Origin of the sequence: Hylemonella gracilis ATCC 19624 (assembly GCF_000211835.1) — a bacterium.
GTDB lineage: Bacteria > Pseudomonadota > Gammaproteobacteria > Burkholderiales > Burkholderiaceae_C > Hylemonella > Hylemonella gracilis.
The window spans coordinates 46820-53988 of record NZ_AEGR01000041.1; the positions used below are offsets into that span (position 1 = coordinate 46820).

Here is a 7169-nt window from a genome sequence, read left to right on the forward strand (position 1 = left end):
GCGGGCGGTTTGGGTAGCCGGCCTGGGCGATCAGGCCCCGCCATACAACCAGGATTGGTCCATCAGCCGCGCACCCAGCAAGCGCAGCCCCGCGTCACGCGCCCAGGCCGCAGGGCCGCTGAGGTGGTAGATGCGCCCATTGCGGGCAGCGCGTGTCTGCACTTGCGCATTGCGTTGCCAGCGGTTGAGCGCGTAGCGCTGCAGCAGCACGGGTGTGTCGATCAGGTTGCCAAGCTCGCGCGCTTGGCCCACCAAGCGTCCTAGTTGGTCAGCATCTTCGATGGCCATGCCCGCGCCCTGGGCCAGGTAAGGGCGCATGGGGTGGGCCGCGTCGCCCAGCAGAGCCACGCGGCCTTGCGCCATCTGGGCCGCTTCCCGCACGGGCGGGCGGTCGTTCAAGGCCCACAAGCGCCAGGACGGCACCGCCGCCACCAGATCGCGCAAGGGCGCGCAGGCCTCGGCCAAGCAAGCCCGCAGGTCCTCGGCGTTCGCCGCATGGTCCCACTGCGCGGGGTCCGCGGGCGCGGGTCCTTCGACGAGGGCCACGACATTGAGCCACTCGCCCCCACGCACCGGGTAAGCCACCACATGCAAGCCTGCCCCCAGCCACACCGTCACGCAGGGGCTGCGCAGCTTGGCCGGCAACTCGGCCTGCCGCACCAAGGCGCGGTAGGCCAGATGACCCGTGGGGCGTGGCGGTCCATCGCCCAGCAACTGGGCGCGCACCCGGCTCCAGAGGCCATCGGCACCGATGAGCAAATCGCCCTCCACCTCCAGCCCGTCCTCGAAGCGCACGCGCACCGCCTGCGCCGAAGCTTCGTAGGCCTCCAGCGCGCGGCCGGTGTGAAGCCACAGGCTGTCGGCCTGTTCGCGCCGAAGCGCCTGAAGCAACAATTGGTGCAGATCAGCGCGGTGGATGGTGAAGTAAGGCGCGCCGTAGCGTTGTGCAAAGTCCGCCAACGGCAGGCTGGCCAGCAAGGTGCCGTCCGCCGCGCGCCGCGCCTCCACGCGATCCGGGCGCGCCACCACTTCGGCCAGATCCGTTTTCAGCCCCCATGCGTGCAAGACACGCACCACGTTCGGGCCGAGTTGGATGCCGGCGCCGACCTCGCTGAACTCTCGCGTGCGCTCGTACAGACGCACACGGCAGCCAGCGCGGCGGCAGGCCAGCGCGGCGGCCAATCCGCCGATGCCGCCGCCCGCGATCAGGACCTCAGGCAGCATCGGTCGCTACCTGCCTGGCACAACTTGAGCCGCTGGCGCGGGGCTTCATTCGACCCGCGTGACGGCCGTGGGCTTGAAGCCCAGGTCTGCCGCCTTGCCCTTGCGGCCCCGCGCGGCCTTGGCGTTGTTGAGGCTGCGGATTTCCAGCGTCTCGTCGCGCTCCTTGCCGCCCCGGCCCAGGCCTTCGATGCGCACACTGCGCGTGTAGGCCGCCGCGCCGGCCAGTTGGTCCTTGGGTTCCAGATCGATCAGCATCAGGCCGCGACCGCCGCTGGGCATGGGCTTGAGTTCACCGATCTGGAAGCTCAGGATGCGCCCGCCCGTGGACACGCAGACCACGTGGCTGGCCGGGCTGTGCAAACCGCCCTCGGCCGCGCTCGCGACCACTCCCGTGGCGGGGTTGGGCGCGTGCGCCATCGAGGGACGGCAGACGGTGTCGGGCGTGCCGTCGCTGCCGCAGTTGATGAAGGCCTTGCCGCCCTTTTGCCGCGACACCATGTGCTCCACCTGGGCCAGGAAACCGTAGCCCCCCGAGGTGGACAGCAGCAGCCAGGCCGAGGCCGGACCCGCGTAGTAATGGACCAATTGCGTTCCGGCTTCCAACTCGACCATCGTCGTCAAGGGCTGGCCATCGCCGCGCGCACCTGGCAAAGCCGAGACGGGCACGGAATAGACGCGGCCATTGCTGCCGAAAGCCAGCATCACGTCCACCGTGCGGCATTCGAAGGTGCCGTACAGGCCGTCGCCCGCCTTGAAGGCGAAGCTGGCCGCGTCATGGCCGTGGCCCTGGCGGGCACGCACCCAGCCCTTTTGCGACACCACGACGGTGACCGGTTCGTCGATGACCTTCACTTCGGCCACGGCCTTCTTTTCGGCTTGGATCAGGGTGCGGCGCGCATCGCCAAAAGCCTTGGCGTCGGCCTCGATCTCCTTGACCATCAGCTTGCGCAGCGCGGCCGGACTGCCCAGGATGTCCTGGAGTTCTTTTTCCTTACCGCGCAGTTCAGCCAATTCCTGCTCGATCTTGATCGCTTCCAGCCGCGCCAACTGGCGCAGGCGGATTTCGAGGATGTCCTCGGCCTGACGGTCGCTCAGGCGGAAGCGCTTGATCAGCGCGGGCTTGGGCTCGTCCGAGTTGCGGATGATCTTGATGACCTCGTCCACGTTGAGCAGCACGGTCTGCCGCCCCTCGAGGATGTGGATGCGGTCCTGCACCTTGCCCAGGCGGTGCTGCGAGCGCCGCGCGATGGTCTGCCGGCGAAAGGCGATCCACTCCTCCAGCATCTGGCGCATGGACTTCTGCACCGGCTTGCCGTCCAAGCCCACCATGGTCAGGTTGATGGGCGCGGAAGTTTCCAGGCTGGTGTGAGCCAGCAGCGTGGTGATCAGTTCGTTCTGGTCGATCTTGCTGGTCTTGGGCTCGCAGACCAGGCGCACCGGCGCGTCCTTGCTGGACTCGTCGCGCACACCGTCCAGCACGGACAGCAGCGTGGACTTGAGTTGCGTCTGCTCCTGGGTGACGGTCTTCTTGCCCGCCTTGACCTTGGGGTTGGAGAGTTCCTCGATTTCCTCCAGCACCTTCTGCGTGCTCACGCCCGGCGGCAGTTCGGTCACGACCAATTGCCACTGGCCGCGCGCCAGTTCCTCGATCTTCCAGCGCGCGCGGACTTTCAGCGAACCGCGTCCGGTGCGGTAGGCCTCGGCAATGTCGGCCTCGGCGCTGATGATCTGCCCGCCGCCCGGGTAATCCGGCCCCGGCAGCAGCTCGAACAGTTCCTCGTCCTTGAGCTTGGGGGTCTTGATCAGGGCCACGCAGGCCGCGGCCACTTCGCTGATGTTGTGGCTGGGGATCTCGGTCGCCAAGCCCACGGCGATGCCGCTCGCGCCGTTGAGCAAGGTGAACGGCAGGCGCGCCGGCAACTGCTTGGGCTCCTCGGTGGAGCCGTCGTAGTTGGGCATGAAGTCCACCGTGCCCTCGTCGATTTCGTCGAGCAGCAGGGAGGAAATCTTGGCCAGGCGCGCCTCGGTGTAGCGCATGGCGGCCGCGCCGTCACCGTCGCGGCTGCCGAAGTTGCCCTGACCGTCGATCAGCGGGTAGCGCTGCGCGAAGTCTTGCGCCATGCGCACCAGCGCGTCGTAGGCAGCCTGGTCGCCGTGCGGGTGGAAACGGCCCAGCACGTCACCGACCACGCGCGCACTCTTGACCGGTTTGGCGGCTGTGTTGCCGCTGTAGCCCAGGCCCATGCGCTCCATGGCGTAGAGGATGCGGCGCTGCACGGGTTTTTGCCCGTCGCTCACGTCGGGCAAGGCCCGGCCCTTGACGACGGACAGCGCGTACTCGAGGTAGGCGCGCTGGGCGTAGTTGGCGAGCCAGAGGCTGTCGCCCGTTTCGCCCTGGTTCAGATCGGTGGTTTCAGTGCTCATGTTGGTTCAACTCACACGTCGATTTCGACGGAATCCCCATGCAACTCCATCAGCTCACGGCGCGCGGCGGCTTCGCCCTTGCCCATGAGCTTGGTGATTTCGCCCTCGGTCTGGCGTGTGTCGTAGCCGCCGAGTTGCACTTGCAGCAGGCGGCGCGTGTCTGGGTTGAGCGTGGTTTCCCAAAGCTGCTCGGCGTTCATTTCACCCAGGCCCTTGAAGCGGCTGATCTGGCAGCGTTCCTTGGCCACGCCTTCCTTGGCGGTCTTGTCGAGGATGGCGGTCAGTTCCCCTTCGTCCAGGGCATAGGCTTTGCTGGCAGGCTTTTTGCCGCGCGCGGGCACATCCACGCGGAACAGCGGCGGGCGCGCCACGTAGACATGGCCGGTCTCGATCAGCTTGGGGAAGTGGCGGAAGAAGAGCGTGAGCAGCAGCACCTGGATGTGCGAGCCGTCCACGTCCGCGTCGGAGAGGATGCAGATCTTGCCGTAGCGCAGGCCGCTCAGGTCGGGCTCATCGTTCGGGCCGTGCGGGTCCACGCCGATGGCGACCGAGATGTCGTGGATTTCGGTGTTGGCGAAGAGGCGGTCGCGCTCGACCTCCCAGGTGTTGAGCACCTTGCCGCGCAGGGGCAGGATGGCCTGGCTTTCCTTGTCGCGGCCCATCTTCGCGCTGCCACCCGCGCTGTCGCCCTCGACGAGGAAGAGTTCGTTGTGCGCGAGGTCCTTGCTTTCGCAGTCGGTCAGCTTGCCCGGCAGCACGGCCACGCCGCTGCCCTTTTTCTTCTCCACCTTCTGGCCCGCGCGCTGGCGGGTTTGGGCGGCGCGGATGGCCAACTCGGCCAGCTTCTTGCCGTACTCGACGTGCTGGTTGAGCCAGAGCTCCAGCGCGGGACGCACGAAGCTGGACACGAGCCGCACGGCGTCGCGTGAATTCAGGCGTTCCTTGATCTGGCCCTGGAACTGCGGGTCCAACACCTTGGCGGACAGCACGTAGCTGGCGCGCGCGAACACATCCTCGGGCAGCAGCTTCACGCCCTTGGGCAGCAGGGAGTGCAGGTCGATGAAGCTCTTGACCGCGTTGAAGAGGCCATCGCGCAGTCCGCTGTCGTGCGTGCCGCCCGCGCTGGTCGGGATCAGGTTGACGTAGCTCTCGCGCACGGGCGCGCCGTCCTCCGTGAAGGCCACGGCCCAGGCCGCGCCCTCGCCCTCGGCGAAACTGTCGTTGTCCACGGCGTACCCCTCGCCCTCGAACAGCGGGATCACCGGGTCGGCCGTGAGCGTTTGCATCAGGTAGTCGCGCAGGCCGCCTTTGTAGAGCCAAGTCTGGGTGTCGGAGGCCTTGCCATCCTTGCCCTTCTCCACCGTCAGCGTGACGGTGACGCCGGGCATCAGCACGGCCTTGCTGCGCAGCAGGTGTGTGAGTTCGCCCATGGGCAAGGCGGCGGACTCGAAGTACTTGGCGTCGGGCCAGACGCGCACCGTGGTGCCGGACTTGCGGTCCTCGCTTTTCTGGGCACGGGCGCGCAATTTTTCCTCGACCGCGCCGCCAGCGAAGGCCATGGTGGCGACCTGCCCTTCGCGGTAACTCATCACCTCCAGCCGCTTGGCCAGGGCGTTGGTCACGGACACGCCCACGCCGTGCAGACCGCCGGAGAAGCTGTAGGCCCCGCCCGAGCCCTTGTCGAATTTGCCGCCCGCGTGCAAGCGCGTGTAGACGATCTCGATGACCGGCACCTTCTCTTCCGGATGCAAACCATGCGGGATGCCGCGCCCGTCATCCTCCACGCTGACCGAGCCGTCCGCGTGCAGGATGACGGCGATGCGTTTGCCGTGACCGGCCAAGGCTTCGTCGGCCGCGTTGTCCAGCACTTCCTGGATGATGTGCAGCGGGTTGTCGGTTCGGGTGTACATGCCCGGCCGCTGCTGCACCGGCTCCAGCCCTTTGAGGACGCGGATGGAACCTTCGGAATATTCAGGGGTAGGTTTGGTCGCCATGGGCTTGCTCGCTTTTTCGGCGCGATTGTAGTGGCAGGACGCACATCAACTGGATGCACATCCAGCCGCGCCCCTCGCTGATGACGCGCTTTACGGCGTGTTTGATGCGGCCTCGCGTCCCGCGGGTCGCGTGCGTGGCGACGCACTTGCGGCAAAAACGCTACAGTGCCAGGCGAGACAGCGCTGCCAGCGTGAGCGCACCGGATACATCAAGCACACAACAGGTTAGATCACCGCCATGAACTCCGCCTCCATCGTCCCTCCCAAGCCCCTCACCCTCGCGCAGGTCCTGATCTGCGGTGGTGCCATCGTCACGCTGTCCATGGGCATCCGCCACGGCTTCGGTCTTTGGCTGCAGCCCGTCACCCAAGCCCAGGGATGGACGCGGGAGACTTTTGCCTTCGCCATTGCCATCCAGAACCTGGCGTGGGGCGTGGCGGGCATCTTCTCGGGCATGCTGGCCGACCGCTTTGGCGCGCTCAAGGTCATCCTCGTGGGCGGCCTGCTCTACGCGCTGGGCCTGGCGGGCATGGCCCACGCGAGCACGCCGCTGCTGTTCGCGCTGTCGTCTGGCGTGCTGATCGGCATGGCCCAGGCCGGCACCACCTACGCCGTGATCTATGGCGTGATCGGCCGCAACATCCCGCCCGAAAAACGCTCCTGGGCCATGGGCATCACGGCGGCGGCGGGCTCCTTCGGGCAGTTCTTCATGGTGCCGGTGGAAGGCATCTTCATCGCCAGCTTCGGTTGGCAGCAGGCCCTGGTGCTGCTGGCCATGGTGGTCTTGCTCATCGTGCCGCTGGGGCTGCTGCTGCGTGAGCCGGGCTTCGCCAAGGGCGCGCCGCCGAAGCGCGAACAGACTATCGTGCAGGCCCTGCGTGAAGCCTTCGGCTACCCGAGCTTTGTGATGCTGATGGCCGGGTACTTCGTCTGCGGTTTCCAGGTGGTCTTCATCGGCGTGCACCTGCCCAGTTACCTCAAGGACCATGGCCTGCAACCGCAGGTCGCCAGCTACGCGCTGGCCCTGGTCGGTTTGTTCAACATCTTCGGCACCTACACAGCGGGGCAACTGGGCCAGAAGCTGGCCAAGAAAAACATCCTGGCCTTCATCTATTTTGGCCGTTCGATCGCCATCATCGCCTTCCTGCTGGCGCCGCTGACACCCACCAGCGTCTACCTGTTCGCGGCGGTCATGGGCGTGCTGTGGCTGTCCACCGTGCCGCCGACCAACGCGGCCATCGCGCAGATCTTCGGGGTGGCGCACCTGTCCATGCTCAGCGGCTTCGTCTTCTTCAGCCACCAGATCGGCAGCTTCCTTGGCGTCTGGCTGGGGGGCTACCTCTATGACAAGACCGGCAGCTATGACGTGGTCTGGTACATCTCGATTGCGCTGGGGGTCTTCGCGGCGCTGATCAACCTGCCGGTGCGCGAGGCCGCCATCCAGCGCCACGCCCCGACCGCGCAAGGGGTCTGACATGACGCGCCTGCAACGCCTGCTGTCCTGGACCGCCGCACTCGCGGCGGCGG

At 67.0% G+C, this 7169-nt stretch carries 4 protein-coding genes; 1 reads left to right on the forward strand and 3 read right to left on the reverse strand.

Annotation, left to right across the window (positions count from 1 at the left end; genetic code table 11):
- Positions 1 to 30 precede the first annotated feature (30 nt).
- The 3 genes from HGR_RS04025 to HGR_RS04035 are packed head-to-tail and all read right to left on the reverse strand — an operon-like array spanning position 31 to position 5642.
- On the reverse strand, positions 31 to 1224 hold the full coding sequence (locus tag HGR_RS04025; protein ID WP_006296808.1) for an FAD-dependent monooxygenase: 1194 nt from the start codon (positions 1222 to 1224) through the stop codon (positions 31 to 33).
- 45 nt (positions 1225 to 1269) lie between these two features.
- The gene (gene parC / locus HGR_RS04030) at positions 1270 to 3648 is read right to left on the reverse strand and encodes a DNA topoisomerase IV subunit A (protein ID WP_006296809.1); all 2379 of its coding nucleotides are present in this window, start codon (positions 3646 to 3648) and stop codon (positions 1270 to 1272) included.
- Positions 3649 to 3659: 11 nt separating this feature from the next.
- Positions 3660 to 5642 (reverse strand): DNA topoisomerase IV subunit B, encoded by a 1983-nt coding sequence (locus tag HGR_RS04035; protein ID WP_006296810.1) that lies wholly within the window; start codon positions 5640 to 5642, stop codon positions 3660 to 3662.
- Between the two features lie 238 nt (positions 5643 to 5880).
- Here HGR_RS04035 and HGR_RS04040 point away from each other — a divergent pair, with 238 nt between their 5' ends.
- Positions 5881 to 7116 carry an MFS transporter gene (locus HGR_RS04040; protein ID WP_006296811.1) on the forward strand — a complete coding sequence of 412 codons (1236 nt, stop codon included), beginning with the start codon at positions 5881 to 5883 and terminating at the stop codon, positions 7114 to 7116.
- The last annotated feature ends 53 nt before the right edge of the window (positions 7117 to 7169 follow it).

Coding starts and splice junctions, on each gene's coding strand:
- HGR_RS04025 (WP_006296808.1), bottom strand. CDS start 1,224: ATGCTGCCTGAGGTCCTGATCGCGGGCGGCGGCATCGGCGGATTGGCC.
- parC (WP_006296809.1), bottom strand. CDS start 3,648: ATGAGCACTGAAACCACCGATCTGAACCAGGGCGAAACGGGCGACAGC.
- HGR_RS04035 (WP_006296810.1), bottom strand. CDS start 5,642: ATGGCGACCAAACCTACCCCTGAATATTCCGAAGGTTCCATCCGCGTC.
- HGR_RS04040 (WP_006296811.1), top strand. CDS start 5,881: ATGAACTCCGCCTCCATCGTCCCTCCCAAGCCCCTCACCCTCGCGCAG.